At 67.0% G+C, this 26,577-nt stretch carries 22 protein-coding genes; 20 read left to right on the plus strand and 2 right to left on the minus strand.

Annotated elements, in window-relative coordinates:
* The first annotated feature begins 4 nt into the window (after positions 1-4).
* The 14 genes from GDJ97_RS05865 (at position 5) to GDJ97_RS05930 (ending at position 14,062) form a co-directional block, all read left to right on the plus strand.
* On the plus strand, positions 5-973 hold the full coding sequence (locus GDJ97_RS05865) for a TIGR02452 family protein (protein WP_152070373.1): 969 nt from the start codon (positions 5-7) through the stop codon (positions 971-973).
* 81 nt (positions 974-1,054) lie between these two features.
* Positions 1,055-1,975: an RNase adapter RapZ gene (gene rapZ / locus GDJ97_RS05870; RefSeq protein WP_152070374.1), complete on the plus strand. Its 921-nt coding sequence runs from the start codon at positions 1,055-1,057 to the stop codon at positions 1,973-1,975.
* Between the two features lie 96 nt (positions 1,976-2,071).
* Positions 2,072-3,004 (plus strand): DNA-binding protein WhiA, encoded by a 933-nt coding sequence (gene whiA, locus GDJ97_RS05875; RefSeq protein WP_152070375.1) that lies wholly within the window; start codon positions 2,072-2,074, stop codon positions 3,002-3,004.
* A 233-nt stretch (positions 3,005-3,237) separates the two neighbouring features.
* On the plus strand, positions 3,238-4,263 hold the full coding sequence (gap, locus tag GDJ97_RS05880) for a type I glyceraldehyde-3-phosphate dehydrogenase (protein ID WP_152070376.1): 1,026 nt from the start codon (positions 3,238-3,240) through the stop codon (positions 4,261-4,263).
* A 132-nt stretch (positions 4,264-4,395) separates the two neighbouring features.
* Positions 4,396-5,589, plus strand: a complete 1,194-nt coding sequence (pgk, locus tag GDJ97_RS05885; RefSeq protein ID WP_152070377.1) for a phosphoglycerate kinase — start codon at positions 4,396-4,398, stop codon at positions 5,587-5,589.
* Entirely contained in the window at positions 5,579-6,349 is a 771-nt protein-coding gene (gene tpiA, locus GDJ97_RS05890) for a triose-phosphate isomerase (protein ID WP_152070378.1), read from the plus strand. The genes pgk and tpiA overlap by 11 nt, the downstream gene beginning before the upstream one ends.
* Before the next feature lie 4 nt (positions 6,350-6,353).
* A complete protein-coding gene (gene gpmI, locus GDJ97_RS05895; RefSeq protein ID WP_152070379.1) occupies positions 6,354-7,910 on the plus strand; it encodes a 2,3-bisphosphoglycerate-independent phosphoglycerate mutase in 1,557 nt (518 codons plus the stop codon).
* A gap of 267 nt (positions 7,911-8,177) precedes the next feature.
* Positions 8,178-8,306 carry a hypothetical protein gene (locus GDJ97_RS09380; RefSeq protein WP_306437641.1) on the plus strand — a complete coding sequence of 43 codons (129 nt, stop codon included), beginning with the start codon at positions 8,178-8,180 and terminating at the stop codon, positions 8,304-8,306.
* 271 nt (positions 8,307-8,577) lie between these two features.
* The gene (locus GDJ97_RS05905) at positions 8,578-9,570 is read left to right on the plus strand and encodes a PTS sugar transporter subunit IIB (protein WP_152070381.1); all 993 of its coding nucleotides are present in this window, start codon (positions 8,578-8,580) and stop codon (positions 9,568-9,570) included.
* Between the two features lie 14 nt (positions 9,571-9,584).
* Positions 9,585-10,400, plus strand: coding sequence for a mannose/fructose/sorbose family PTS transporter subunit IIC (locus GDJ97_RS05910; RefSeq protein WP_152070382.1), 816 nt, complete (start codon positions 9,585-9,587; stop codon positions 10,398-10,400).
* A gap of 22 nt (positions 10,401-10,422) precedes the next feature.
* Positions 10,423-11,340: a PTS system mannose/fructose/sorbose family transporter subunit IID gene (locus GDJ97_RS05915; RefSeq protein WP_152070383.1), complete on the plus strand. Its 918-nt coding sequence runs from the start codon at positions 10,423-10,425 to the stop codon at positions 11,338-11,340.
* A gap of 136 nt (positions 11,341-11,476) precedes the next feature.
* A complete protein-coding gene (locus GDJ97_RS05920) occupies positions 11,477-11,872 on the plus strand; it encodes a DUF956 family protein (protein ID WP_152070384.1) in 396 nt (131 codons plus the stop codon).
* Between the two features lie 138 nt (positions 11,873-12,010).
* The gene (secG, locus tag GDJ97_RS05925; protein WP_152070385.1) at positions 12,011-12,265 is read left to right on the plus strand and encodes a preprotein translocase subunit SecG; all 255 of its coding nucleotides are present in this window, start codon (positions 12,011-12,013) and stop codon (positions 12,263-12,265) included.
* 120 nt (positions 12,266-12,385) lie between these two features.
* On the plus strand, positions 12,386-14,062 hold the full coding sequence (locus GDJ97_RS05930) for an ABC transporter substrate-binding protein (RefSeq protein WP_193221331.1): 1,677 nt from the start codon (positions 12,386-12,388) through the stop codon (positions 14,060-14,062).
* Between the two features lie 34 nt (positions 14,063-14,096).
* Here GDJ97_RS05930 and GDJ97_RS05935 read toward each other — a convergent pair whose 3' ends face one another.
* Complete coding sequence (locus GDJ97_RS05935; protein WP_152070387.1) at positions 14,097-15,530, minus strand: radical SAM protein; 1,434 nt, start codon at positions 15,528-15,530, stop codon at positions 14,097-14,099.
* Positions 15,531-15,687: 157 nt separating this feature from the next.
* Between GDJ97_RS05935 and GDJ97_RS05940 the strand changes: the two genes are divergently transcribed.
* The 3 genes from GDJ97_RS05940 (at position 15,688) to GDJ97_RS05950 (ending at position 19,844) form a co-directional block, all read left to right on the plus strand.
* Positions 15,688-16,293: a TetR/AcrR family transcriptional regulator gene (locus GDJ97_RS05940; RefSeq protein WP_193221332.1), complete on the plus strand. Its 606-nt coding sequence runs from the start codon at positions 15,688-15,690 to the stop codon at positions 16,291-16,293.
* A gap of 117 nt (positions 16,294-16,410) precedes the next feature.
* Positions 16,411-18,015, plus strand: coding sequence for an L-serine ammonia-lyase, iron-sulfur-dependent, subunit alpha (gene sdaAA, locus GDJ97_RS05945; RefSeq protein WP_373422668.1), 1,605 nt, complete (start codon positions 16,411-16,413; stop codon positions 18,013-18,015).
* A gap of 119 nt (positions 18,016-18,134) precedes the next feature.
* Positions 18,135-19,844 (plus strand): L,D-transpeptidase family protein, encoded by a 1,710-nt coding sequence (locus tag GDJ97_RS05950; protein ID WP_152070389.1) that lies wholly within the window; start codon positions 18,135-18,137, stop codon positions 19,842-19,844.
* A gap of 252 nt (positions 19,845-20,096) precedes the next feature.
* Here the strand turns inward: GDJ97_RS05950 and gltX are convergent, their stop codons facing one another.
* Positions 20,097-21,587 carry a glutamate--tRNA ligase gene (gene gltX, locus GDJ97_RS05955; protein ID WP_152070390.1) on the minus strand — a complete coding sequence of 497 codons (1,491 nt, stop codon included), beginning with the start codon at positions 21,585-21,587 and terminating at the stop codon, positions 20,097-20,099.
* A 132-nt stretch (positions 21,588-21,719) separates the two neighbouring features.
* Here gltX and GDJ97_RS05960 point away from each other — a divergent pair, with 132 nt between their 5' ends.
* The 3 genes from GDJ97_RS05960 (at position 21,720) to metK (ending at position 26,568) form a co-directional block, all read left to right on the plus strand.
* A complete protein-coding gene (locus GDJ97_RS05960) occupies positions 21,720-22,472 on the plus strand; it encodes a hypothetical protein (protein WP_152070391.1) in 753 nt (250 codons plus the stop codon).
* The gene (locus GDJ97_RS05965; protein WP_152070392.1) at positions 22,469-25,036 is read left to right on the plus strand and encodes a hypothetical protein; all 2,568 of its coding nucleotides are present in this window, start codon (positions 22,469-22,471) and stop codon (positions 25,034-25,036) included. Before GDJ97_RS05960 ends, GDJ97_RS05965 begins: the two co-directional genes overlap by 4 nt.
* A gap of 248 nt (positions 25,037-25,284) precedes the next feature.
* Complete coding sequence (metK, locus tag GDJ97_RS05970; RefSeq protein ID WP_152070393.1) at positions 25,285-26,568, plus strand: methionine adenosyltransferase; 1,284 nt, start codon at positions 25,285-25,287, stop codon at positions 26,566-26,568.
* The last annotated feature ends 9 nt before the right edge of the window (positions 26,569-26,577 follow it).

The following is a 26,577-nucleotide window of genomic DNA, read 5'->3' on the forward strand; positions in this document are numbered from 1 at the left end:
GACCATGGAGCGAGAGCGAAACAGCCGGCGCGATCAGCGGGTGCGCGAGGCAACGCGGCATATCGCCGACATGGAGGCGCGCTTTGGGAAGGAAATCGCCGCCTCGGTTGCCGGCATCAAGGTGTACGACGGCTTTCCGAAGGTCGAGCGCGCGGAGAAGGTCGCGGCTGAGCAGACTGCGGACGAACCTGACATCGCCGAGGAGGCTGCCGCGTCCGAGCCCGCGGTGCCATCCGTGACCGTGACCGACCAGGACAGCGTCGCCGCCATCCTGGAGCTCGGCCGCGGTCGCGCGCAGTTCACCGATCTTGCCGTCCTCGACTTCGCCTCCTTCATGTACGCGGGCGGTGGATACGACCGCGGCGCCTGGGCGCAGGAGGAGGCGCTCTGCGCCGAGTCCACCCTCTACAACGTGCTCGCCACGCAGAAGGCCTGGTATGCCGAGAACCGCCGGCGAAACGTCAACTGCCATCTCTACCGTGACCGTGCCCTGGTGGCGCCCGCCATCCGATTCACGCGCGGCAAGGTGCACGCCTACGCCGACGTGATCGTGGCGGCCGCGCCCAACGCGCGCCGCGCCCGCGAGGAGTACCGCGTGAAGGACGACCAGCTCGTCTCGGCCATGCGCTCCCGTATCCGCCTCGCGCTCGCCATCGCCGATAGTCTCGGCCATGAGAAGCTCGTCCTGGGCGCCTTTGGGTGCGGCGTGTTCGGCTGGAATGCCGAGCAGGTGGCGGAGATGTTCCGTGCCGAGCTTGCCGGTGGGAACCACGTGGCGAAGCAGGTGGTCTTTGCCGTTCCGCGCACGCGCTTCGACGAGAACCTGCCCGTGTTCGAGCATGTTTTCTCGCACTTCCCCGAGAAGAACCCCGAGCCCTACGCGGTGGCCGCCCGCCGTGCCGCCGATGCCCGCGCCGCCGCGGCTGCGAGCGAGGCCGATGACGAGGACGACGACTGGCGGAAGTACCTCTAGCACGTCCGCGCCGGGGCGAGGGCCGTGCGGCCTTTGCACCGGCTCTTCGACTCGAGGGCGAGCGATTCGCAAGGAGACACCATGCCCGAGTTCAACAACGCGTCGATGGCCGGGGGTAAGGACCGCGTACCCGACATCGTCATCATCACCGGCATGTCCGGATCAGGCCGCACCCAGGCGATGCACGTGTTCGAGGACATGGGCTACTTCTGCATCGACAACCTGCCCCCGCGCCTGATCCTGCAGCTGGCCGAGCTCGTGGGCATCAACACGGGCGTGGGCCGCCATCTGGCCGTTACCTGCGATTTGCGCAGCCAGGGGCTCTTCGACGAGCTGCTCGACTGCATCGCCGAGCTCGAGCGTCGTGAGATGAGCTGCGAGGTGCTCTTCCTGGAGGCCTCCGACGAGGTGCTCATTCGCCGGTACAGTGAGAACCGCCGTCGCCATCCGCTCGCCAAGCGCGGTGACACCACGGCCGATGCCATCCAGCGCGAGCGCACCCAGCTGAAGGAGATCCGCGAGAAGGCGGACATGATCATCGACACGAGCCGGCTCCGCACCAACGCGCTGCGCAACAAGCTGCGCCGGGCGTTCTCCGAGCTCGCGGACCAACAGCTCATGGAGGTGCATGTCTTCTCGTTCGGCTTCAAGCACGGCATGCCCGTGGAGGCGGACATCATGATCGACGTGCGCTTCCTGCCGAACCCCTTCTACGATCCCCAGATGCGCACCATGACGGGCCTGGACCAGCAGGTTGCCGACTTCGTGCTCGAGAACCCCAAGACCAAGGACTTCCTGAAGGCGTGGTTCCAGCTGCTCGACGCCGTCATGCCTGGTTACATCGCCGAGGGCAAGCCGCAGCTCTCCATTGCGATCGGCTGCACGGGCGGTCAGCACCGTTCCGTGACGATCGCCGAGGCCACCGCTCGCCATCTCGAGCGTCAGCAGTACCGCGTGAGCATCTCGCACCGCGACCTGCCGCGTGCGAACACGTCTTCCTAACGCCATGGCGTGGTTTGTATTTGAGCATGCGGCCTTGCCGGTCCTGCGCGGGGACGCCCCGTTCTCGTCCACGGAAGCCTCGGGGGTGATGGCCGGATGTCCTTCAGCGCTGAGGTAAGGGACGAACTCGCTCGCTGCGAGCCGACGTGCGAGTACTGCAACCTCGCGGTGCTCGCCGCCGTGACGCGCGTGTGCGGAACGCTCTCCTTCACGGGACCGGGGCATTACCGCCTGACCGTTGCCACCGAGACGGGCGCCGTGGCGCGCACGATGATCCAGCTCACGCATGAGATCCTCAAGCTCAAAACCGAGTTCACGGTGCGGCGCTCGGTGCTCCACAAGGTGCGAAACTACCTCATCGCCCTGCCCGATCAGCCCGACCTGGGCAAGGCACTCGTGCTCCTGGGCATCCTCGACCGCCAGGGAGGCTTCGTGCCGGGGACGCCGGCGCATATCGTCCAGCGACCGTGCTGCCGCCTCGCCTACGTGCGCGGCGCGCTCATCGCCGGCGGGTTCGTGGCGGATCCCCGGGGAGACTTCCACCTCGAGATCGCCGTGCAGGGCGAGGAGTACGCCCGGGCGCTCGCGGACCTGATCGGCGAGCTCGGCGTGCGCGCCCGGGTGAATCCGCGGCGGGGGAGCTTCGCCGTGTACGTGAAGAGCGCCGAGGACATCGAGCACCTGCTCGAGCAGGTGGGGGCCACGCGCTCCGTGGCTGAGATTCGCGACGCCCGTGCGGTGAAGTCGGTGAAGAACGACGTCAACCGTCGCGTGAACGCCGAGCTAGCGAACCAGGGTCGCTCCGCCGGCGCCGCCCAGCAGCAGCTGGAGCTCATCTGGCGCCTGGAGCGCGCGGGACTCCGCGAGGGGCTGCCCGAGGCGCTGGAGGAGTTCTGCCGCCTGCGCGAGGCGGGCCCCGATCTCTCGCTGCGCGATCTGGGTCAGATGGCGGACCCGCCGCTCTCCAAGAGCGCGCTCTACCATCGGGTGCTTCGGCTCGAGCGAATCGCCTCCGAAGCCGGGGTGTAAAGATTGCGTCCGGAATGGCGTCCAAGCTTTGCGAAGGGTTTACATGAATCGCTTCAAGAGGTGTTCGACCTGCGAAATTGTAAACGCTTCAATGGGCATTAATTCATCAGAAGTTTCCAATGACGTGATTGAGTGGCTGAAAAAAAGGTATATTTGGCAAGTGGTTAGTTTGTGGGCCTGAGCGGCGGGCAAGGGTGCTCGGCGCATGTGGGGCCTAACGAAAGGAGACACACATGGCAGTCAAGGTTGCGATTAACGGCTTCGGCCGCATCGGTCGTCTGGCGTTCCGTCAGATGTTCGGCCACGAGGGTTCCGAGATCGTCGCCATCAACGACCTCACCTCTCCGGACATGCTGGCGTACCTGCTGAAGTACGACTCCACCCAGGGCAACTACTCCCGTGACCACCAGGTCGAGGCCCTCGAGGACGCCATCGTCGTCGACGGCAAGAAGATCACCATCTACAAGGAGGCCGACGCCAACAACCTGCCGTGGGGCGAGCTCGGCGTGGACGTCGTGCTCGAGTGCACCGGCTTCTACACCTCCAAGGCCAAGGCCCAGGCGCACATCAACGCCGGTGCCAAGAAGGTCGTCATCTCCGCTCCCGCCGGCAACGACCTGCCCACCATCGTCTACAACGTCAACCATGAGCAGCTGACGGCCGAGGATAACATCATCTCCGCCGCTTCCTGCACCACCAACTGCCTCGCCCCGATGGCCAAGGGTCTGAACGACTTCGCCCCCATCGTGTCCGGCATCATGACCACCATCCACGCCTTCACCGGCGACCAGATGCCGCTCGACGGCCCGCAGCGCAAGGGCAACAAGCGTCGTAGCCGCGCCTGCTCCGAGAACATCGTGCCCAACAGCACCGGTGCCGCCAAGGCCATCGGCCTGGTCCTGCCCGAGCTGAACGGCAAGCTCATCGGTGCCGCCCAGCGCGTCCCGACGCCGACCGGCTCTCTCACCAACCTCTACGCCGTGGTTGACAAGACCGTCACCGTGGACGAGGTCAACGCCGCTATGAAGGCGTACGCCGAGACCATTCCCGAGACCTTCGGCTACAACGAGGACGACATCGTGTCCCGCGACATCGTCGGCGAGACCCACGGTTCCATCTTCGACGCCACCCAGACCATGGTCCAGGACCTCGGCAACGGCCAGAGCCTCGTTCAGGTCACCTCTTGGTACGACAACGAGAACTCCTACACCTCCCAGATGGTCCGCACCATCAAGTACTTCGAGAAGTTCGTCGCCTAAGTTGACGACTCCCGTCGAGTAGAGAGGGCGCGGTTCGCAGCAATTAGCCGCGGCCGCGCCTTTTTCTATGGCGGGCGGCCCACAAGGGCCTGTCCCGCCGCAGTTCGCAGGAACAAACAGAAAGGAACAGGCATGGCTTTCACCAAGAAGACCGTTCGCGACATCGACGTCGACGGCAAGCGCGTCCTCTGCCGCGTTGACTTCAACGTGCCCATCAAGGACGGCGTCGTAGGCGACACCACCCGCATCTCCGCCGCGCTGCCCACCATCAAGTACCTGGTGGAGCACAACGCCCGCGTCATTCTCATGAGCCACCTCGGCCGCCCCAAGGGCGACGGTCCCGAGCCCGAGCTCTCGCTCAAGCCGGTTGCCGAGAAGCTCGCCGAGATGAGCGGCCTGCCCGTGCAGTTCGTTGCCGACACCTACGGTGACGAGGCCAAGGCTGCCGTGGATGCGCTGGAGTCCGGCCACGTGCTCGTGCTCGAGAACGTCCGCTTCGACAAGCGCGAGAAGAAGAACGACCCCGAGATCGCCAAGATTCTCGCTTCCTACGGCGACGTCTTCGTGCTCGACGCCTTCGGTACCGCGCACCGTGCCCAGGGTTCCGTGGTGGGCCCGGCCGCGTACATCCCCGCGGTTGCCGGCTTCCTGCTCGAGAAGGAGGTCGACACCCTGACCGGCATCTTCGCCGATCCCGAGCGTCCGTTCGTGGCCATCGTGGGCGGCTCTAAGGTGTCCTCCAAGATCGGTGTGCTCGATCACCTCATCGACTCCGCTGACACGCTGATCATCGGCGGCGGCATGGCCTACACGTTCTTCCTGGCCAAGGGCTACACCGTGGGCACCTCCCTCAAGGAGGAGGACTGGGTCGAGCGCGCCGGCGAGATGCTCAAGAAGGCCGAGGACAAGGGCGTCAAGATCCTGCTTCCCGTGGACAACGTCGTCACCGACCACTTCGGCGAGGATGCCGTGGGCGAGGTCGTCGACTCCGACAAGATCCCCGATGACCGCATGGGCATGGACATCGGTCCCAAGACCGAGGCCCTCTATGCCGAGGCCATCAAGGGCGCCAAGACCGTGTTCTGGAACGGCCCCATGGGCGTCTTCGAGATGGACCAGTTCGCGCACGGCACCGAGGCCGTCGCCCGCGCCGTGGCCGACTCCGACTGCACGTCCATCATCGGCGGCGGCGACTCCGTTGCCGCTATCAACAAGTTCGGCCTGGCCGACAAGATGAGCTGGATCTCCACCGGTGGCGGTGCGTCCATGGAGCTCGTCGAGGGCAAGGCTCTTCCCGGAGTGGAGGCTCTGAACGATGCCGAGTAACCGTACCCTGCTGATCGCAGGCAACTGGAAGATGAACAACGACGTGGCCGAGGCCGCCAAGCTCGCCGACGAGCTGGCCGAGGCCCTGTCCGAGGTCCCCGCCGGCGTCGAGGTGCTCGTGTGCCCGCCGACCATCGACCTCACCACCGTGCACCAGCGCATGAGCGCCGCTGCGGTCGCGCTCGGCGCGCAGAACGTGTACTGGGAGCCCAAGGGCGCCTACACCGGTGAGTCCAGCTGCGCCATGCTGAAGTCCGCTGGCTGCACCTACTGCATCATCGGCCACTCCGAGCGCCGCGACTACTTCCACGAGACCGACGAGGACGAGAACAAGAAGGCCGCCGCGCTGATCGCCGCCGGCATCGTGCCCGTGTTCTGCTGCGGCGAGCCCGAGGAGGTCCGCGAGGCCGGAACGTACGTGAAGCACGTCACCGACCAGATTCGCGCCGGCCTGGCCGGTCTCCCCATCGAATCCGCCGACCAGATCGTGATCGCCTACGAGCCCATCTGGGCCATCGGCACCGGCAAGACCGCCACGGCCGATGACGCCCAGGAGGTCTGCGGCGCCATCCGCGAGACCCTCGCCGACATGTTCGGCGCCGAGCTCGCCGAGGGCATCCGCGTCCTCTACGGCGGCTCCGCCAAGCCCGGCAACATCGCCGAGCTCGTCGCCAAGCCCGACGTCGACGGCGCCCTCGTGGGCGGTGCGTCGCTCAAGGCCGCGGACTTCGCGTCCATGGTCGTGAAGGCGGGGGAGTAGCCTCATGGGGGAGGGAAAGCGTCCCGCGCTTCTGATCATCATGGACGGTTGCGGCCTGGCCCCTGAGGGTCCGGACAACGCCGTTGCCGCCGCGAACACGCCATATCTGGACAGCCTGTACCAGAACTACCCGCACACCACGCTGGGCGCCTCCGGCGAGGATGTGGGCCTGCCCGACGGTCAGATGGGCAACTCCGAGGTGGGCCACCTGAACATCGGTGCCGGTCGCATCGTGTTCCAGGAGCTCAGCCGCATCAACAACGCCTGCCGCGACGGCTCCCTCGAGGAGAACCCGGTGATCACGGCGGCCATGGACGACGTGAAGGCTGCGGGCAAGACCCTGCACCTCATGGGTCTCATGAGCCCGGGCGGCGTCCACTCCTCCATGGAGCATGCCGAGGCGCTGGTCAAGATGGCCGCCAAACGCGGCGTCAAGACCATCCGCGTGCACGCCTTCATGGACGGTCGCGACGTCGACCCGCACTCGGGCGCCGGCTACGTGGCGGAGTTCGTGGACTACCTGGCGAAGGTGAACGCCGAGTACGGTTGCGACGCCCGCGTCGCCTCTGTCTCCGGCCGCTACTACGCCATGGACCGCGATAACCGCTGGGAGCGCATCCAGCGCGCCTACGACGCCCTGACGCAGCCCGCCACCGCCGAGGTGGATCCGGTTGCGGGCATCAAGGCCTACTACGAGCAGGACGAGCGCGGCGACGAGTTCGTCGAGCCCTTCACCTGCACGGGCGAGGGCATCTCCGACGGCGACGTCGTGATCTTCTTCAACTTCCGTCCCGACCGCGCGCGCCAGATGACCCGCGCGTTCACCCAGGACGGCTTCGACGGGTTCGAGAAGGCCGTGGCGCCCAAGCTCAACCACTTCGTCACCCTGACGGAGTACGACGACAGCTTCAAGAACGTCGAGGTGGCGTTCCCCAAGACGTTCCCCGAGAACGTGCTGGCCGACGTCATCGCCGCCAACGGGCTCAAGCAGCTGCACACCGCCGAGACCGAGAAGTACGCGCACGTGACGTTCTTCATGAACGGCGGCATCGAGGAGCCCAAGGAGGGCGAGGAGCGCGTGCTCGTGGCCTCTCCCAAGGTGGCGACCTACGACCTCAAGCCCGAGATGAGCGAGCCCGAGGTCACGGAGAAGCTCGAGGCGGCCATCAACGAGGACCGCGCCGACTTCTACATCGTCAACTACGCCAACTGCGACATGGTCGGTCACACCGGCGTGTTCGACGCGGCCGTGAAGGCCGTGGAGGCTGTTGACGACGGCCTCTCCAAGGTGGTGCCGGCGATTCTCGCCAAGGGCGGCTTCGCGCTCATCACCGCCGACCACGGCAACGCGGACCACATGTTCGACGTCGCCCAGGACGGTTCCAAGCATCCGTTCACCGCGCACACCACGAACCGCGTGCCGTTCATCATCGTCGACCCGGATGCCAAGCTGACGGGTATCGAGGACGGTCGTCTGTCCGACATCGCGCCCACCATGCTCACCATGGCCGGGCTCGAGCCGAGCGCCGAGATGACGGGCCGCGTGCTCGCCGAGCATTAGCGCGTCATCTGCCGTTCACCGTTCCGAGAAGGGCCGCTTTCCTGCAAAGCGGCCCTTCTTTCGTTTTAATTTGCAATGCGGCAATGGTCCCGCGCAACGCTCGCAGCCTGGCTGCGTGATGGCTCCCTGGACCTGCCCGCCTATCATCTTTTCTGCCGGAACGGCGAAATCAGGCTACATCGCAGCCATGCAGGCTGCCCGCGAGGGGCGCTTCGACGTTACACGCCCTGGGGCTGCATCGACCTCGTGTCGGCGGGATCGGGTCAGATGGAGAAGCGCTACGGGTCCATCTGCGTGGGCAAGGACGATCAGGGTGTGGGGGATCTGCGCTGCGAGACCGGGGACAGCTTCGAGTGGTACCAGCGCGTCATCGCGTCGAACGGCGAGGCCCTCTGATCTGTTCGCGGCGGCTGCTCTATCGGTGAGCGCCTCTCTGACGGGGCCCGCCGATTCACGTGCCACGGTCGCCATAGCGGACATGGCACATCTCAACGGTATCGATCTCGACAATCACGCTTATGGTGCAAATTGTTACCTTAAAGGGAAGTTATGTGCTCAAACCTTGTGTGTCCTGTCGAGATGATGTGTAGAATTGGCGTATACTAACGCACTGTAGGTGCTCTTTCGGGGCGGAACCCGAAAGACAGACAGGAGAAGGAGGTAGAAATTGGTAGGTATCGTTATCGCGACGCATGGTGAGTTCGCTCCCGGCATCAAGCAGTCGATCGGCATGGTGTTCGGCGACCAGCCCAACATGGCGGCGTGCTCGCTCATGCCCAGCATGGGTCCCGACGACATCCGCGCCAAGATCGAGGAGGCCATCGCTTCGTTCGATGACCCCGACCAGGTACTCATCCTGGCCGACCTGTGGGGAGGCACGCCCTTCAACCAGTCCAGCGCGGTGCTGGACGGGCATGAGGACACCTGGGCCGTCGTGACCGGTCTCAACCTGCCCATGCTTGTGGAGGCGTGCACGATGCGCTTCGACCCGAGCAAGACCGCGCACGATATCGCGAGCGGTATCGTCAAAGCCGCCCGCGAGGGCGTCCGCGTGAAGCCCGAGAGCCTGGAGCCGGCCGAGGAGAAGGCCGCGGCGCCTGCAGCCGCTGCTCCCGCCGGCGCGATTCCCGAGGGCACGGTCATCGGCGACGGCCACATCAAGTTCGCCGGCGTCCGCATCGATTCGCGCTTGCTGCACGGTCAGGTGGCCACCGCCTGGACCAAGCAACTGCAACCCAACCGCATCATCGTCGTCTCCGACGGTGTTGCGCACGATACCTTGCGCAAGACCATGATCGAGCAGGCGGCCCCTCCGGGAGTGCCCGCCAACGTGGTTCCCATCTCCAAGATGTGCGAGGTCGTCAAGGACCCGCGCTTCGGCGGTACCAAGGCGTTCATCATCTTCGAGAACCCGCAGGACCTGCTCGCCTGCATCGAGGGTGGCGTCGACATCAAGGACGTGAACATCGGCTCCATGGCCCACTCCGTGGGCAAGGTCGTCGTAACGAACGCCATCGCCATGGGCGAAGACGACGTGAAGACGCTGCAGGAGCTTGTCGACAAGGGCGTCAAGTTCACGAACCGCAAGGTTCCGTCCGATTCGACCGACACGATCGAGAACCTGCTCAGCAAGGCCAAGGCTGAGCTCGCTAAGGCATAAGGAGGAGTGACTACATGTCGCCTATTTCCATTCTGCTCGTTGCCATCGTCGCCTTGCTGGCTGGCATGGAGGGCATTCTCGACGAGTTCGAGTTCCACCAGCCGCTGGTGGCCTGCACCTTGATCGGCCTCGTGACCGGGCACCTCACCGAGGGCATCATCCTCGGCGGCTCCCTGCAGATGATGGCCCTTGGCTGGGCCAACATCGGCGCTGCCGTCGCCCCCGACGCGGCCCTAGCCTCCGTGGCGTCCGCCATTATCATGGTGCTCGCCCTGAACGGCGGTGCCACGGATACCAAGACCGCCATCTCGACGTCCATCGCCGTCGCGGTGCCGCTGTCCGTCGCCGGCCTGTTCCTCACCATGGTGTGCCGCACCATCGCCATCCCCATCGTCCACATCATGGACGCTGCGGCTGAACGCGCCGACTTCGCGGCCATCGACCGCTGGCAGATCATCGCCATTCTCATGCAGGGCGTTCGCATCATGATTCCCGCTGTCGCGCTGTGCTTCATCCCCGCCGAGGTCGTGACCGCGGCCCTGAACGCCATGCCTGCCTGGCTGTCCGGCGGCATGAGCGTCGGCGGCGGCATGGTCGCGGCCGTGGGCTACGCCATGGTCATCAACATGATGGAGAGCAAAGAGGTCTGGCCGTTCTTCATCATCGGCTTCGTTGTCGCTGCCATCTCCCAGCTCACGCTGATCGCCCTCGGTCTGCTCGGCATCGCTTTCGCCCTCATCTACCTTGGCCTCAAGGACCTGGCAAAGCAGGGTGGCGGCAACGGCGGCGGCTCGGGCGATCCACTTGGCGATATCCTGAACAACTACTAAGTCGGTAAAGGAGGAGAAATCAATGGCAGAGAAGATCACGCTTAGCAAAAAGGACCGCCTGGACGTCTGCTTCCGCAACCAGTACACCCAGGGTTCCTGGAACTACGAGCGCATGCAGAACGGTGGTTTCTGCTTCGCCATGATCCCCGCGATCAAGAAGCTCTACACCACGAAAGAGGATCAGTCGGCGGCCCTCAAGCGCCACCTCGAGTTCTATAACACCCACCCCTACCTGACCGCGCCCGTTCTGGGCGTCGTGCTGGCCCTCGAGGAGGATCGCGCCAACGGTGCCAAGATCGACGACACCGCCATCCAGGGCGTGAAGGTCGGCATGATGGGCCCGCTCGCCGGTGTCGGCGACCCGGCCTTCTGGTTCACCGTTCGCCCGATTCTGGGCGCGCTCGGAGCGTCGCTCGCCATGGGTGGCTCCATCATGGGCCCGATCCTGTTCTTCGTGGCCTGGAACGTCATCCGTTGGGCCTTCCTGTGGTACACGCAGGAGTTCGGCTACAAGGTCGGTAGCAACATCGCCAAGGACATCTCCGGCGGCTTGCTCGGCAAGGTGACCGAGGGCGCCTCCATCCTCGGTATGTTCATCATCGGCGCCCTGGTGGAGCGCTGGGTGTCCATCAGCTTCACCCCGGTCGTCTCGCGCATCACGCAGGCCGCGGGTGCCTACATCGACTGGGCTAAGCTGCCCGCCGGCTCAGACGGCATCAAGGAGGCGCTGACGCAGTACAACTCGATCGGCGCCACCGCGCTCGACCAGGTGAAGGTCACCACGCTGCAGCAGAATCTCGACCAGCTGATCCCCGGTCTCGCCGCTATGGGCCTCACGCTGCTGTGCTGCAAGCTCCTGAAGAAGAAGGTCAGCCCGATCGCCATCATCCTGGGCCTGTTCGCCTTCGGTATCATCGGTCGCCTCCTCAACTTCATGTAGGTACGGAACCGAAATCGGGACAGTTCTTCGGGAGGGCGGGCCGTATCCTTATGGGTGCGGCCCGTCTTCTCTTGCGGGATACGGTGGATGCGGGGTACGGTGGTGCCCTGATCCGGTACGACGAGAGGGAGAGCCCATGGCGCAGTCTCAAAACAGTACGGTGGAGCTTACCGTTAAGGCAACGAACCTCATGGGGCTCACGAGCAGGGGCAGCGTGATGATCGGCAACAAGGCGTTCGAGTTCTACAACGAGCGCAATCCCGAGGATTACGTACAGATCCCCTGGGACGAGATCGACCACGTCTCGGCGGAGGTCATCGCCGGCAAGCATATTCCGCGCTTTGCGATCTTCGTCAAAGGCGGCGCCCATTTCACGTTCTCCACCCGCGATAACAAGATGGTGCTACGCGTGGTGCGCGAGCACGTGGGTGAGGAGAAGCTGCGGCGCTCACCCGACTTCAAGGACGTGATCGTGGCGGGCGTGAAGAGCGTTCCGCGCGCGGTGTCCGGGCTTTTCGGGCATCGCGGCTAGCGGGATCGATGGCGTGGCAAAAGCCCCGCTGTTCGGGCGGGGACGCGCCGTCCCTCTGTCATCTCGATGAAGCGGGCTTTCGACGTGGCGGTTTGTGCTACAGTCAGTAAGTTCGATTCCATGTAAGAAGGAGTTTCCGTGGGTCCCTTTCAGTACCTCATCCTGATCGTGTGGGCGCTTTCCACGCTCGCGCTCATCGCGCTCGTGCTCATGCATTCCGGTAAGGGCACCGGCGTGTCCGATATGATCGCCAGCTCGCTCTACAACTCCAGCGCCGCCACCGGCGTCATGGAGCAGAACCTGGACAAGCTCACGGTCATCGTCGCCGTGGTCTTTGCCGTGTGCGTGGTGCTCTGCATGTTCTTCTTCCCGCAGGGTATCGTCGGCATCTAAGCGATTTCGTCTTTGGACGTCGACCATAGGTTATAGCTTTGGGGCGCGCTCTGGCATGGCCGGGGTGCGCCTTTCGTCACTCGGTGCCCGCGGCGCCGTTGCTCTGAGATGGGGAAGATGATGGATCGTATGCACGCGCGCGCAATCAGCCGCCGTACCCTTCTGGCGCTTGGCTCCGTTGCCGTGCCCGCCGCGCTCACGGCCTGCACGCTGCCGGGTCGGGGTAACTCCTCCACCGCGGCGAACGGGGGGGATACGCTGAGGATCTCCGTGGGCCAGCTCGACTCCATCGATCCCTGCCGTGCACGCACGGGCGCTGCCCTCCAGGTGGTCTCGCAGGTCTTCGATCCCCTGATGGCGTTCGATATGGAGACGTTCCGCCCCGCGCCCAAGGCCGCCCTGATTCAGCAGACCTCGGACGACGCGCGCACGTTCACGTTCCGGCTTCGCCACGCGTCGTTCCACGATGGCACCACGGTGACCTCCGCGGACTTCAAGCGCGCGTGGGGGCGGTTGGTTGCCGCCGGGGTGGATGGCTCAGGCGAACAGGACGGTGCGGTCGCGACCGATGTGGCGCCGTCCTACCTGCTCTCGCTGGTGGAGGGGTATGACGACGTGCGCTCGGGTGCCGCCAAGGAGCTCTCGGGCATCTCCTGCCCCGATGACATCACGTTTATCGTGCGACTCTCCCAGCCGTACGCGGACTTTCCCGCCATCTGCGCGCATCCGGCGCTCGCGCCTATTCCCCAGCTTGCGACCGATGATGAGAAGACCTTTGTACAAAAGCCCGTGGGGAATGGCCCCTACCAGCTGGCGCGTGCCTGGAAATCAGACGGCGACGTGGTGCTCGATAGCTTTGAGGACTATTACGGCGTGCCCGGGTCAGTCGAGCACGTGCGCCTCCGTCCCCGTGTGAGCACGACCGACGCGTTTCGCGACCTGACGGCGCGCAGCCTGGATGTGGCCCAGGTGCCCGTGGGGCAGGTGCCCGCCACGCGTCGCGACATCGGTGCGCCGGACGACGGTTACACGGCCGTGGACGGCGGTCGGTTCCTGGACGGCACCACGCTCTATTCCTACTTCCTCGTGGTGAATACGGGGCGCGATCCCCTCTCCTCGCTCTCCTTCCGGCGCGCGCTCTCACGCGCCATCGACCGCGAGGGCCTGTGCAGCACGGTCTTCAACGGCCTGCGCGAGCCCGCCTATAACATCTTGCCGCCCGCACTCTGCGAGGGGGAGCCCGAGGCGTGGCTCGCTACCGACCTCGATGTGGATGCAGCGTCCGAGGTGCTGGGTGAGTTCGCGCCCGCAAGCGGGGACGGCATCTCGCTCGGTATCCTCTGCAGCGAGGACGGCGCCCACCAGAAGGTCGCCGCCTACCTGCAGACGGCGCTCAAAGCGGTGGGGGTGACCGTTGAAATCGATACGGTCCCGGCTGGCAAATACCAGGACAAGCTTGAAGCGGGGGCGTTCGATCTTGCCCTTATGGGCTGGACACCGGATTATCCCGCGCGCGACGCGGTGCTCTACCCGCTCTTCGCAAGCGGGTCTCCCCACAACTATGCGGGGTACGCGGATGAGGATATCGATGCGGCGCTTACCGCCGCGCGCCAGACCGTCGACGACGACGAGCGCGCCCGGGCCTTCGATGATATCTGCCGCCGGGTAGGGGAGGCCCTGCCCGTCATCCCGCTCGGCTACGGCGTTCTGGGTCTCGCCGTGTCCTCGAGCATCGAGTACATTTCCGCCGACCCGCGCGGCGTGGTGAGCGCCGCCTCGGCTGAGTTCTCCAAGTAGCGCCGAGGCTGCTTCTCGTTCCGTAGGCGGCGGGCTAGGATTCCATGCCGCGGTGTCCCAGGCGCGCGAACTTGTGCATGTCGGAATCAGCCATGCCCTGGGTCGGATCGGTGTGGCGCTTGGCGTAGAGCGGGTCGCGCTCATCTTCCCAAAGCTTCTCCGCCACGGGCCTCCATGCCGCGGCGGCCGGGGCGGTCTTCTCGCGCAACTGTTCGGGGCTCTCCGGCTCCACGAGGTCGGTGTTGTGCGCGCCGGACGCTTCGACCATCCGTCCCAGGTCGTCGGGATTCTCGAGCATCGGGCAGGGCATGAGGTGGTTGCCGTTGAAGGGCTGCCCCTCGTGGTACTTCATGAAGATGGGGGAGCGGAGCGCGTCGAGCAGACTCGCGTCGTGGATGTTGGCGTTGCTGTAGTGGATGAACACGCAGGGCTCCACGTCGCCGGCGGCGTTGATGTGCAGGTAACGGCGACCGCCCGCGATACAGCCGCCCACGAACTCGCCATCGTTCTGGAAGTCGAGCGTGAAGAGCGGCTTGACCGAGCGCATCGCGCGAATGAAGCGGTACATGTGCTCGCGCTGCGCAGGCGTGGGGATGAGGTCGGCCGAGGCGGCGCGCCCCACGGGCATGAAGTGGAAGTACCAGCAGAAGAGCGCTCCCTTGCCGATCATCCAGTCCATGTTCTCCTCGGTCGCCACCGTGTCGGCATTCGCGCGCGTCCAGCAACACGAGATGCCGAAGGGCAGCCGATGCTCGCGGAGCAGGTCCATGGCGCGCTCGATCTTGGCGTAGGTACCCTTGCCGCGGCGGGCGTCGGTGGTGTGCTCGTTGCCCTCGGCCGAGATAGCGGGGACGAAGTTGCCCACGCGGATCATGTCCTGGCAGAACGCCTCGTCGATGAGCGTGGCGTTGGTGAAGCACAGGAAGATGCAGTCCGGGTGCATCTCGCAGATCTTGATGAGGTCGTGCTTGCGCACGAGCGGCTCGCCGCCCGTGTAGATGTAGACGTGGCAGCCGAGCTTCGTGCCCTGGTTGATGATGGAGTCGATGTCCTCCAGCGAGAGGTTCAGGGCATGGCCGTATTCTGCCGCCCAGCAACCGGTGCAGTGCAGGTTGCAGGCGCTCGTGGGGTCAAGGAGGATCGCCCAGGGAATGTTGCAGCCGTACTTCTCGCGCGCCTTCTCCTGCACCGGCCATGCCATGATGTTGCCGTCCACGATGAGCGCTTTCAGTAGCTTGGAGCGCATCTGGGGATTCAGCTGGAACACGCGCATGATAAGCTGGTACCAGTTCGACCTGCCCTTGATGGCGTCGGTGAAGGCCGCGCGCTGCACGGGAAAGACGTTGTCGGGAACCAGCTTGTTGATGAGTTCCATGATCTGGTCGAGGTGCTTCTCGGGATCGTCGTTCAGATAGTCGACGAGCTTGTTCAGCGCCGCGCGTTCCGCCGTCTGGGTCAATGTCGCCATGGCCGTCCTGCCTCCCACTTATGGATGAACCATCTTGATCTGAGAAGATGCTACCCATGCGTTGACTACTCTACAACTGATGATTATTATATGTGTCAATTCAACGAAACCGTTCGTTGTGTTCTCTATTCGACACGTGGTAAGGGGGCTGGGGATTATGTCACAGCAAGAGAAGCGCACCGATCGGCGCATCGTTCGCAGCAGGCGTGCCATCATCGAGGCATTCGGTCGCCTTTTGGAGGAGCGGGACATAGACAAGATCACCGTCTCCGCCATCGCGCGCGAGGCCAATATCGACCGTAAGACCTTCTACGTGCACTTCGGCACCATCGACGGGCTCCTGGATGCCTTGGCCGAGGACCTTGTGCAGACCATCGTGGACGAGGTGGAGGAGGCGCTCGACGGCAAGGCACCGGTGGAGGAGCCGGAACGCGCGGTCCACACGTTCTTCACCACGATTAACGAGGTGGTCTGCCGCAACATGACGCTCAACCGCCGGCTCATCGAGAGCAGTCCCATGGACACGCTGCTCGAACGCGTCCGCAAGCCCTTTGAGCGCCTGATTCGCGAACAGCGGGTCGTGCTGGGCGAGGTTTCCCCCGAGCTGCTGGAGTACTACACCTCCTATGTGTTGGGCGGCATCATCTCGGTGTACCGGCACTGGATGCTCGCGGGGAGCGACGTCTCCATCGACCGCGTGGCGGACGTGGCCGACGCCCTGACGATGAACGGCCTGGCCTCGCTCGAGGGGCAGCTGCGCTAGGGCGGCGAAAAAACTCCGTTCGAGCGGTCGCTGGCACCGGGTCCCGCGGGGAGCATCTATACTCTCCCTGGCGGGATGCTCGCTCCCGCGCTCATGTGAACGCACCGGGAAGGAGCGATCGTGACCCGTTCTCCGTCGCTTGCGACAACCTCCGCCTTCGAGATCCTGGGGCCCGTGATGGTGGGCCCCTCCTCTTCTCATACCGCCGGTGCGCTCCGGCTTGCCCGGGTCGCGGCGGGTTTGCTCGAGAGACCGGTCGTCCGTGCCGTCTTCACGCTTTGGAACTCCTTTGCGCATACGTATCGGGGACACGGGACCGATCGCGCGCTCGTGGCGGGCGCGCTGGGCCTTGAGACGGATGACGAGCGCATACGGGATTCCTTCGCCCTCGCGCGGGAGCGAGGGCTGGCCTTCTGCTTCGAGGTGGCCGGCGACGACGACGCGCTGCACCCCAACACCGTGGACATCGAATTCGAGGACCAGGGCGGTACGCGGGTGGTCGTGCGCGGCGAGAGCCTGGGCGGCGGCCGCGTGCGCATCTGCCGCATCAACGGCGTGGCGGTGGACGTGACGGGGGCCTACACCACGCTCTTCGTCTCCCACCGCGACGCGCCCGGCGCGCTCGCTGCCTGCGCGGACGCGGTGGCGACGGCGCGCCTGAACATCGCGTTCTGTCGCACGTACCGGATGGAGCAGGGTGGGAGCGCCTACACGGTGTTCGAGATGGATGGCGCCCCGGACACGTCCGTGCTGCCGCGTCTGCGCTCGCTTCCGCTGGTCGAGACGGCCACGTTCATCCGCGTGCCGGGCTCCGCCACGGCGCTCGCCCCGGGCGTGACGGTGCCCGAGCTCATCGAGGACGCCCGGGGGCTCGAGGCGACGTGCCGGGAACGGGGTTTGACCATCGGGGGCGTCATGCGCGTGCGCGAGGAGCGCCTGCAGGGTGCGGACTTGGCGGAGGAGCAGATGGCCCAGGTGCTTCGCGTCATGCGCGAGGAGGTGCGCGCGTCCATCGAGCGGCCCCGCCCCTCGCTCGGTGGGTTCATCGGCGGGGAGGCACGAGCGGTTGCCGACGCGGCGCCGAGCGTGGGGGATGCGCTCCTGGGCGCCGTGCAGTCCCGCGCCACGGCCTACGCGCTCGCTGTGCTCGAGCGGAGCGCGGCCATGGGCGTGATCGTGGCGGCCCCCACGGCGGGTTCCGCCGGCGTGGTCCCCGGTTGCGTGCTGGCGCTCGCCGAGTATCTGGGGTCGGAGGACCGCATGGTGGAAGACGCGCTCTGGTGCGCCGCTGCGGTGGGGCTTCTGCTTTCCACCGAGGCCTGCGTGGCGGGCGCGGAGGGCGGGTGCCAGGCCGAGGTCGGCTCCGCTGCCGCCATGGCCGCCGCAGCACTCGTGCAGCTCATGGACGGCACGCCCGCCCAGTCACTCGATGCCGCGTCCCTCGCGCTGGGGAACCTGCTCGGGCTCGTGTGCGACCCTGTGGGCGGGCTCGTGGAGGTGCCCTGTCAGAACCGCAACGCGATCGGCGTCGCCGCGGCGTTCTCCTCGGCTCAGCTCGCGCTCTCGGGCGTGGGAAGCCTGGTTCCTTTCGACGAGATGACGAAGGTGATGCTCGCGGTTGGTCGAGCGATGCCGCCCTCGCTTCGCGAGACGGCGCGCGGGGGTATCGCGCAGGCGCCATCCGCTTTGGCGGCGTGCGGGGCATGCGGTGGTTGCGCGTAACGTGCGTGTGGAGCACTGACATGCTGAGAAGCATGTCAGATGGTCTGTTCGGGGTCATGAGAGATGCGCCCTGTCCGCCCAAACGGGTATAATGCGGCGTCAAGCGAATAGATCTGTCCATGAGTGAACACGAAGCGAGCACCATGACCGAAACGAACTACAACCGCACGACCCGTCCGCCGCTCAGCGCCGTTCCGGGTATGACCGCGCCCGCCGCGACGGGTCGGACCGCGCAGCGCTCCCACGCCGCGGCGACAACCGCCTACCAATCCGCAGCTGCGCACCGCAAGGGCGCTCAGGGTGCCGGTCAGGGCAGCCACGGCGGCAAGCCCCGTCGCGTGCATCCCGCTCTGGTGACGCTCATCGCCGTCGCCGTGATCGCGCTCGTCGCCTACGCGGGCGGCGTGGTCGCCTTCTCGAACGTCTTCTATCCCAACACCGAGATCGCCGGCGTGGACGTCTCGCTCATGACGGCCAAGACCGCTGCCGCGCGCGTGGAGTCCTCCGCGGTGAACTACAAGCTCACGATCAAGGGCAACGACTTCACGTGGGAGTACAAGCCCGAGGACTCCTCCTCGCTCGTGGATGCCTCCGCCCGCGCGGACGAGATCCTCCAGGAGAACGCGCCCTTCTCATGGCCGTTCCGCTTGGCTCGCGCGCTCTCCGATACGAAGAGCGTCGTATCGACGGGCACCGTTGCGAGCGGTTCCGAGGCGGACCAGGCCGTGGAGGCCGCGAAGAGCATCGAGCTGCCGAGCAGCTTCAACTTCGACGACTTCACCCAGCGCCTGGCCGCGGCGTGCGAGGAGTACAACCAGGGTCGCAGCGGCACCTTCGACGCCGCGAGCGCCTTCGATGCCGACCAGGGCAAGTTCACCCTGGAGAAGGCCAAGGCCAACGTGAAAATCGATACCGAGAAGGTGACCGCCGCCGCCAAGGTCGCGCTTGCCGACTTGGACACGTCCATCAAACTCGATGCCAGCTTCTTCGACTCGCTGGCGGCCCACGCCACCGACGAGCAGCTGACCCGGGCGATCGACGCCGCCAACAAGCTCGTGGCGCATACCATCACGCTGACCATGGCGGGTTCCGCGGTGGCCACGCTCGACCCCGCCACGCTCGAGCAGTGGGTGACCTTCGGCGATGATCTGAGCGCGACCTTCGATATGGACGCGATGACGGCCTGGCTGCGCCAGCTCACGATCGACTCGCTCGACACCGTGGGCACCGAGCGCACCTACACGCGCCCGAACGGCAAGGTGGTCACCGTGAACGGCGGCACCTACGGCTGGGAGGTCAGCTCCGCGGAGCTGGCAAAGCAGGTCCAAAGCGCGGTGCAGACGGATGGCGACCAGACCATCGAGGTCGCTACCACCTCCAAGGCCGACATCTTCACCAAGCGCGGCGAGCGCGACTGGGGCGCCTTCATCGACGTCGACCTGACCGAGCAGCATGCCTACCTCTACGACGCGAGCGGCAACCTCCTGTGGGAGAGCGGCATCATCTCCGGCAACCCCAACAAGGGCGATGACACCGCCACGCCCACGGGCGTCTACCGCATGCTCCAGCCTTCTCGCGACACCACGCTCATGGGCAAGAAGGACGAGTCCGGTAAGCCGAGCTATCAGACGAAGGTCTCGTACTGGATGCCCTTCGTGGGCAGCGCCATCGGCCTGCATGACGCGAGCTGGCAGGCGTCCGCGAGTTTCTCCAACCCCTCTGCGTACCTGAGCGTGGGCAGCCACGGATGCGTGAACCTGCCGCCCGCCAAGGCGGCCGAGCTGTACGACAAGGTCGCTTCCGGCCTGTGCGTGGTGGTGCACTGGTAAGTCGCCCCGCCCCGCGAGCGGTGCCGACGGGGCGCCCGTGCGCGCTCCGCAGCGAACTGAGGAAACCCTACGGGAAAAGCGCTGGAACCGACAGCGGCTACGTCTTGGATTCAAATCCCGATGACATTGTCGTTCTGTCGGTTCCAGCGCTTTTCCCGTAGGGTTTTCCAGTCTCGCGAGGACCCGCACGGGCGCCCCGCCGGCACCGCTCGCGGGGCGGGGCGTCGACCGGGACGTCTGTTCGGTATCTGGTTACAGCGCCATCGTGCGCGCGCGGGCGATGCGGGCCATGCAGTCGTCCTTGCCGATGAGCGCCATCGTCTCACCGAGCGGCGGGCTCACCAGGTTGCCGCAGGCGGCGGCGCGGACGGCCTGGAACACGACGCGCTTCTTGGCGTCGAGCTGCTCGGGCAGCGGCTCCAGGGCAGCGTCCACGGCCTCTGCCGTCCAGCTTGCGGCGGGGATGGCGTCGAGCGCCTTCGCGGCGGCGTCGAGCACGGCTCCCATGCCCTCCTTGGCGAGGCCCTTGGAGACGGCCTTCTCGTCGTAGACGAGCGTGTCGGCGGTGGCGAAGATGGGGGCGGCGACCGTGGCGGCGTCGGCGGGCATCTTCGTGCGCGGCTTCACGATGGCGGCGAGCTGCTCCATCCAGGCGGCGGTGCGCTCGGCACCCTCGTCCAGCAGGCCCGCGCGAGTGAGCTCGGGCACGAGGATCTTACGCGCGAACTCGGCGTCGGTCATCGCGTTGATGTACTCGGCGTTCATCCAGTCGAGCTTCTTGGGGTCGAAGGTGGCCGGGTTCTTGGAGATGCGGTCCAGCGAGAAGCGGCTCGCGAGCACGTCGCGCGGGATGACCGTGGTTTCGCCGTCGAGCGACCAGCCGAGGAGCGCCAGGTAGTTCACGAAGGCGTCGGACAGGTAGCCGGCGTCGCGATACTCCTCAACCGACGTGGCGCCGTGGCGCTTGGAGAGCTTTTTGCCGTCGGCGCCGAGGATCATGGAGATGTGGGCGAACTCGGGCACGGGCGCACCCAGGGCCTCGTAGACCATGACCTGACGCGGGGTGTTGGAGAGGTGGTCGTCGCCGCGGATGACGTGCGTGATGCCCATGGCGGCGTCGTCCACCACGGTGGTGAAGTTGTAGGTGGGCGTGCCGTCCGAGCGGATGATCACGAAGTCGTCGAGCTCCTTGGCGTCAAACACCACGTCTCCGTGCACGGCGTCGTGGATGTGGACGTCGCCGCGGTCCTCGGGCACCTTGATGCGCAGCACGTAGGACTCGCCGGCGTCCATGCGCGCACGGGCCTCGGCGGGGTCGATGTGACGGCAACGGCGCTGGTAGCCCTGGAAGGGGTCCTTGCGGGCACGGGCCGCCTCGCGGTCGGCCTCGAGCTGCTCGGGCGTGCAGAAGCAGGGGTAGGCGCGGCCCTCGGCGAGCAGGCGCTCGGCGGCGGCATGATAGATGTCCAGGCGCTCCATCTGCTTGTAGGGGCCAAACGGGCCGCCGATGTCGGGGCCCTCGTCCCAGTCGAGCCCGAGCCACTTCATGGCGCGAAGGATCACCTGGGTGTTCTCCTCGGTGGAGCGGGCCGGGTCGGTGTCGTCGATTCGCAGGATGAAGGTGCCATGGTTCGCGCGGGCGAAGGCCCAGTTGTAGATCGCGGTGCGCGCACCGCCGATGTGCAGCTTGCCCGTGGGCGAGGGCGCGAAGCGGACGCGGACGGGACGGTCTGGTGAGGTCATGTGAGCTCCTTGCTCGAAGTTCTCGCTGGTGATTCTGGGTAATAATAGTGCAATTGGCAACGGGTGTGAAATCGCCCGAGCGGGTGTCGGGGTGCGGCGCGATGCAGGTTCGCCGCGCCGAGGGAGGCCGGAGTGGCTGAAGCGGATATCTTGGTGGCGGCGCGCGATGCCGGGTACCGGCGCGGGAGCGCCCCCTCGTTCGAGTACGTGAACTTTCAGGCGCGTGCGGACGCGTGCCTCGCCCTGATCGGGTCGGAGGTTGCCGCGGTGCGCGACGTGCTGCTGGCAGTGGCGGGCGTTATCACCCCGACCACGGGGTCGCTCGTGGTGCGCGGCACGGAGCTGTCGGCGTCCCATCCGGCGGGCGATGGAGCGGCTGGCCGCTTGCACGCCCTGCTCGCACGGGGTCGCGGCGCGCGGATGCCGCGCGGGAGCGTGGGGCTGGGCGTCGTTTCCGGCGCCTTCGAGGTGGAAGGCGCGTTCACGGTGGAAGAGGCGGTGCGCCGCGAACGCTTGCTTCGCCGCGTGCGGAATGCCGGCGACACCCTGGAATATCTCTCCTGCTTCGGGCTCGCCACCTATGCGGACCGAACGGTCGCCAGCCTGCCTCCCGAGGGCCGCGCCCGGCTCTCGGCGGCGCTCGCGTGCGCGGGTGGGGTTCGCGTGGCCTGCGTCGACCTGGCCGATCCGTTCTGCGCGGGCATGATGCGGGCATCCGCGGCGCGCGTCGTGGGCGACCTGGCGCGTATCGCGCGGGAGCAGTCATGCGCGCTCGTGGTGGGGACCGTCGAACCGACGGTGGCGGTCGCCGCGGACGAGGCATGTGCGCTCGATCTGGACGCGGCGGACGCGCTTGCCGCCTGCAAGGGAGCTGATGCCCGATGACCTGGTTCAAACTGCGCTGGAAATCGCTCACGGGTGCATGGCGGGGACGAGTTGCCCTCGTAGCGGCACTCATGGTTCCCGCTCTGGCCGTGCTCGTCCTCGCGCTCGGCGTGGCCCCGGCGCTCGACCGGACGGACCGCATTCCCGTGGCGGTGGTGAACCAGGATACGGGTTCCGAGGGGTCCGCGCTCGTGGACGACCTCTTCGATACCGCCGAGCTCGCCTGGAGCGCGGTGAGCGAGCGGGATGCCCTGGCGGGGCTGGAGGACGGCGCCTTCGCCCTGGCCCTGGTCATCCCCAAGGACTATTCCCAGCAGGTGGCGAGCGTCTCGACCGACGAGCCCGAGAAGGCCGTGCTGGAGCTGGTCTCCGACGGTGGGGGCAACGTGCTCGCCACGCGCGCCGGCTCGGCGGTCATGCGGCAGGTGCAGGCGCGGCTGAAGGCGCGGATCGGCGAGGACTACCTGCTGAGCGTCCTGAACGACGTGCGCGGGCAGGCGACGCGCCTCACGGTGACCGCGGACGGCTCCACGCTGCTCGACCAGGGATTCCAGGCGCTATCCTCGGGCGCCGACACCATCGCCGCCGGGCTCGATCGCGTGTCCGAGGGCGCGGGCCAGCTTTCGGACGGGCTTTCGCAGACGGCCTTGGGCGCTCAAGCCGCCGGTACGGGTGCCCAGGCGCTGGCCTCGGGCCTCTCCACCGTGCGGGAGCGCGCGGTCACCCCGCTCTCCCAGGGTGCCCAGGCCCTCGCGAGCGGGCTCTCCGCCACCGCGGACGTCGCCCAGGCGCTCGGGCAGGGCGTCGAAGGCACCTCCCGGCTCGTGGAGGCCGCCACGGCCGCCACAGAGCGCGGGATGACGGGGGTCGCCGGCTTGGCCGGGGCGGAGCGGTCGCTCGCGCGGGACGGGCAGACGCTCGCCGCTGCCCTTACGCGCGCGAACGTCGCCCTCGGTGCGGCCGGCGCCGCCATGGACGGCGTCACCGCGGCGGTGGGGGACGCCGCCCGCTCCGATGCCGGAGCCGTCGCCTCGGGGCTCGACCGGCTTGCGGGATCGCTCTCGTCGGGCGCGGCGGATGCTCCCGGCTACGCCCAGCGAGCGGGGAGCATCGCCGATGCGGTCGACGGCTCCGCCCAGACCGTCGCGGCGTTCCTCGCGTCCGATGCGGGACATGCGCTCTCCTCTGAGCAACGGGAGGCCCTGCAGGGTGCGGTGGACGGCCTGCACTCCTCCAGTGCAGATGCCCGCGTCCTCGCCTCCGGATTGGGGGACACGGCGCGCGAAGCCTCTGGGCTCGCCGCGACCGCGTCGGATGTCTCCACGGGCATCACCGCTGCCCAGGGTTCTGCCGACGCGCTCGCGGCCGCGCGCGCGGAGCTTGCCCAGGCGCAGGCGGATGTCGCTCGGGCCGCCGCGGGCATGGGGAACTCGATCGATGGCGCCCGGGAGGATGCGCAGACGGCTTCCTCGGCGCTGGCCACGGTGCATGCCATCCTCTCCGGTCAGGCGACCGCCGCGCAGACGGGCGGTGCGGCCGTTCCGCTCGCGTCCACGCTGTCGAGTCTGGGCGGCGGCGTCTCCGCGATCGGCGTTCAGCTGGGGCAGGAGGGCGCCGTGGGCCAGGGGGCCCAGGGCCTCGCCCGGGGAACCGCCGCGCTTGGCCAGGCGCTCGCCCCGCTCGCCCAGGCGGCGAGTGGCATCTCCACCGGCGTCACCGCTCTCGGGGAAGCGCTTTCGGGAGTGGGCGCGGGGGCGTCCGGTCTCGGTTCGGGCGTCTCGGCCATGGCGACGGCGACGCGCCAGCTCGGTGAGGGCGCGGGCACGCTCGGGAGCGCGACCTCGCAGGTCGTGGATGCGGTTGCGAAGTCGGGAGACGCCCTGGCGAATAACTCGTCCGCTCGTGAGGAGCGCGCCCAGGTGGCCTCGAGCGCGGTCACCGTCACGGCCGTGCGCGAGCACGGGGTCGAAGGGTCCGTCGGTTCGCTCTCCCCGGCCATCGCCGCGCTGGCGCTTGGTGCGGGGGCCGTGCTCTCGCTCGCCCTGCTGCCCGCCGTGGATTCCCGCGCGGTCCTCGCCGGCCGCCTTGTGCGGGCGGTGGCCGAGCCCTTCGCCTGCTACGCGTTGCTCGGCATGATCCAAGCCCTGTTCGCGGGTGCGCTTCTTACGGTGCTCGGCGTGCGTCCGGGGAATCCGGCGGCGTTCTGGGGCCTGCTCGCGCTCGGCGGCATCTCCCTGGGTGCGCAGGCCCAGCTGCTCCACCTGGCGCTGGGGCGCCGTGCAGGCATCGCGGCCGGCGTGCTTCTCTGGGCGCTCCAGGTGGCGTGCGGCGGCGTGATCCTGCCCGCTGCGCTTGCGGGCGGGGTGCTCGCGGCGCTCGGCGACGTACTGCCCGTGCCGCTTCTCGCGCGGGGCCTATCCGGCGCGGTGGCGGGCAGCCTCGCCGGGGTCGCCCCCGCTGCGGCCGCGCTCACCGGCCTCGCCGTGCTGAGTTTGGTGCTGACCGGTCTCATCGCCGCGCTCAGGAGGTTTCCGCTCGGTGTCCGCGCACTCGCCGTGCGATGATGCCCCCGGTTTCCGTTCAAAAGGAGTTGGACGGCTTCGAGCACAACCAGATCGAGATCACCGTCTAGGGAGCGTGCGGTACACCGGGTTCCGCCCGTCCCGGCACGATCCATACTCCTCTACATCTGTGGAGAAGCGCGGGCGCCGCGCGATACGGTGGGCGCTGTCCGCGCTGCGGGGTATACTCGGGTATCGATAGCCCGGCGGAATGGTAACGGTCGCCAGGCGCTTATATGAAAGGGGCTATTATGCCAGACACCATTCGTTCCATTCAGGAACCAGCAGCCGGGTCGTTCGTCTTCACCTCGGAATCCGTGACCGAGGGGCACCCGGACAAGATTGCCGACCAGATCAGCGATGCCGTGCTCGATGCCATCCTCGCCAAGGAAATCGAGCTCGAAGCCCAGGGCTACGTTGCCCCGGATGGCGTCCCCGCCAAGGTGGAGAACGTCCGCTGCGCCTGCGAGACGCTCCTTACCACGGGGACCGTGGTGGTCTCCGGCGAGATCCGCACCGAGGCGTATGTGGACGTGCAGGAGATCGCGCGCAACGTGCTCCGTCGCATCGGCTACGACCGTGCCAAGTATGGGTTTGATTGCGAGACCTGCGGCGTCATCAACATGATCCATGGTCAGAGCCCGGACATCGCACAGGGTGTGGACGAGTCCTTCGACGCGCAGGCCGGCCGCACCACCGACCCACTCGACCTCATCGGCGCCGGCGACCAGGGCATGATGTTCGGGTACGCCGCCAACGAGACGCGTACCCTTATGCCGATGCCGCACTACCTGGCGAGCCGCCTGGCCGAGCGCCTGGCCGCCGTGCGCCACGACGGCACCTTCCCGTACCTGCGCCCGGACGGCAAGACCCAGGTCACCGTGCGCTACGAGAACGGCAGGCCGGTCGAGGTGACCACCATCGTGATCTCCACGCAGCATGATGCCGCGGTGGACGACATGAACGTCATCCGCGAGGACATGGAGCGCCAGGTGATCGCCCCCGTCATGGAGGCCGAGGGCATGGCCTGGGAGAACGCCGACGTGTATGTGAACCCCACCGGGCGCTTCGTGGTGGGCGGCCCCATGGGCGACACGGGCCTCACCGGGCGCAAGATCATCGTGGATACGTACGGCGGCATGGGCCGTCACGGCGGCGGCGCCTTCTCGGGCAAGGACTGCACCAAGGTGGACCGTTCCGCCGCGTACGCCGCGCGCTGGGTGGCGAAGAACGTGGTCGCGGCGGGCCTCGCCGACCGCTGCGAGGTGGAGCTCGCCTACGCCATCGGCGTGGCGCGTCCGCTCTCCGTCTACGTGGACACCTTCGGCACCGCGCACGTGCCCGAGGAGCGGATCCAGCAGGCGATCGACCAGGTCTTCGATCTGCGCCCCGGTGCGATCATCCGCGATCTTGACCTGCGTCGCCCCATCTTCGAGAAGACGGCCGCCTACGGCCACTTCGGGCGCGAGGATCCGGACTTCACCTGGGAGCGGGCTGACCGCGTGGACGCGTTGCGCGCTGCCTGCGGCCTGTAGGGGCCGAGC

The organism is Collinsella sp. AK_207A (genome assembly GCF_902501965.1).
Taxonomy (GTDB): domain Bacteria; phylum Actinomycetota; class Coriobacteriia; order Coriobacteriales; family Coriobacteriaceae; genus Collinsella.

Excerpts from the sequence above, each read along its gene's own strand:
- gltX (WP_152070390.1), bottom strand. The coding sequence starts at position 21,587 with ATGACCTCACCAGACCGTCCCGTCCGCGTCCGCTTCGCGCCCTCGCCC.
- GDJ97_RS05910 (WP_152070382.1), top strand. The coding sequence starts at position 9,585 with ATGTCGCCTATTTCCATTCTGCTCGTTGCCATCGTCGCCTTGCTGGCT.
- GDJ97_RS05915 (WP_152070383.1), top strand. The coding sequence starts at position 10,423 with ATGGCAGAGAAGATCACGCTTAGCAAAAAGGACCGCCTGGACGTCTGC.
- GDJ97_RS05950 (WP_152070389.1), top strand. The coding sequence starts at position 18,135 with ATGAGTGAACACGAAGCGAGCACCATGACCGAAACGAACTACAACCGC.
- gpmI (WP_152070379.1), top strand. The coding sequence starts at position 6,354 with ATGGGGGAGGGAAAGCGTCCCGCGCTTCTGATCATCATGGACGGTTGC.
- tpiA (WP_152070378.1), top strand. The coding sequence starts at position 5,579 with ATGCCGAGTAACCGTACCCTGCTGATCGCAGGCAACTGGAAGATGAAC.
- GDJ97_RS05865 (WP_152070373.1), top strand. The coding sequence starts at position 5 with ATGGAGCGAGAGCGAAACAGCCGGCGCGATCAGCGGGTGCGCGAGGCA.
- gap (WP_152070376.1), top strand. The coding sequence starts at position 3,238 with ATGGCAGTCAAGGTTGCGATTAACGGCTTCGGCCGCATCGGTCGTCTG.
- GDJ97_RS05965 (WP_152070392.1), top strand. The coding sequence starts at position 22,469 with ATGACCTGGTTCAAACTGCGCTGGAAATCGCTCACGGGTGCATGGCGG.
- GDJ97_RS05930 (WP_193221331.1), top strand. The coding sequence starts at position 12,386 with ATGGATCGTATGCACGCGCGCGCAATCAGCCGCCGTACCCTTCTGGCG.
- GDJ97_RS09380 (WP_306437641.1), top strand. The coding sequence starts at position 8,178 with ATGGAGAAGCGCTACGGGTCCATCTGCGTGGGCAAGGACGATCAGGGT.
- whiA (WP_152070375.1), top strand. The coding sequence starts at position 2,072 with ATGTCCTTCAGCGCTGAGGTAAGGGACGAACTCGCTCGCTGCGAGCCG.
- rapZ (WP_152070374.1), top strand. The coding sequence starts at position 1,055 with ATGCCCGAGTTCAACAACGCGTCGATGGCCGGGGGTAAGGACCGCGTA.
- metK (WP_152070393.1), top strand. The coding sequence starts at position 25,285 with ATGCCAGACACCATTCGTTCCATTCAGGAACCAGCAGCCGGGTCGTTC.
- pgk (WP_152070377.1), top strand. The coding sequence starts at position 4,396 with ATGGCTTTCACCAAGAAGACCGTTCGCGACATCGACGTCGACGGCAAG.
- GDJ97_RS05935 (WP_152070387.1), bottom strand. The coding sequence starts at position 15,530 with ATGGCGACATTGACCCAGACGGCGGAACGCGCGGCGCTGAACAAGCTC.
- GDJ97_RS05920 (WP_152070384.1), top strand. The coding sequence starts at position 11,477 with ATGGCGCAGTCTCAAAACAGTACGGTGGAGCTTACCGTTAAGGCAACG.
- GDJ97_RS05940 (WP_193221332.1), top strand. The coding sequence starts at position 15,688 with ATGTCACAGCAAGAGAAGCGCACCGATCGGCGCATCGTTCGCAGCAGG.